This window comes from Aquabacterium sp. A08, from assembly GCF_011742065.1.
The window spans coordinates 1-245 of sequence record NZ_JAAQQT010000236.1; the positions used below are offsets into that span (position 1 = coordinate 1).

Genomic DNA, 245 nt, shown 5'->3' on the forward strand with positions numbered 1-245 from the left:
TGCGACGACTTTGCCCAGGCCATGGCCGACGCCAACCCGGGCAGCGACCTGGCCCGCCTGCTGCCCCAGTTCAAGCGCTGGTACAGCCAGGCCGGTACCCCGCGCGTCATGGCCGAAGGCGTGTACGACGCCGCCGCGCGCACCTACACCCTGACGCTGAGCCAGAGCTGCCCCGCCACCCCGGGCCAGGCGGTCAAGGCGCCTTTCGTCATCCCGGTGGCGCTGGGCCTGCTGGACGCGCAGGG

At 73.1% G+C, this 245-nt stretch carries 1 protein-coding gene; it reads left to right on the forward strand.

What is annotated here, in order from left to right; all coding sequences use genetic code 11:
• Window positions 1-245 (forward strand): DUF3458 domain-containing protein (locus HA630_RS26855; RefSeq protein WP_166832146.1); only part of this gene is annotated, 245 nt, incomplete at both ends.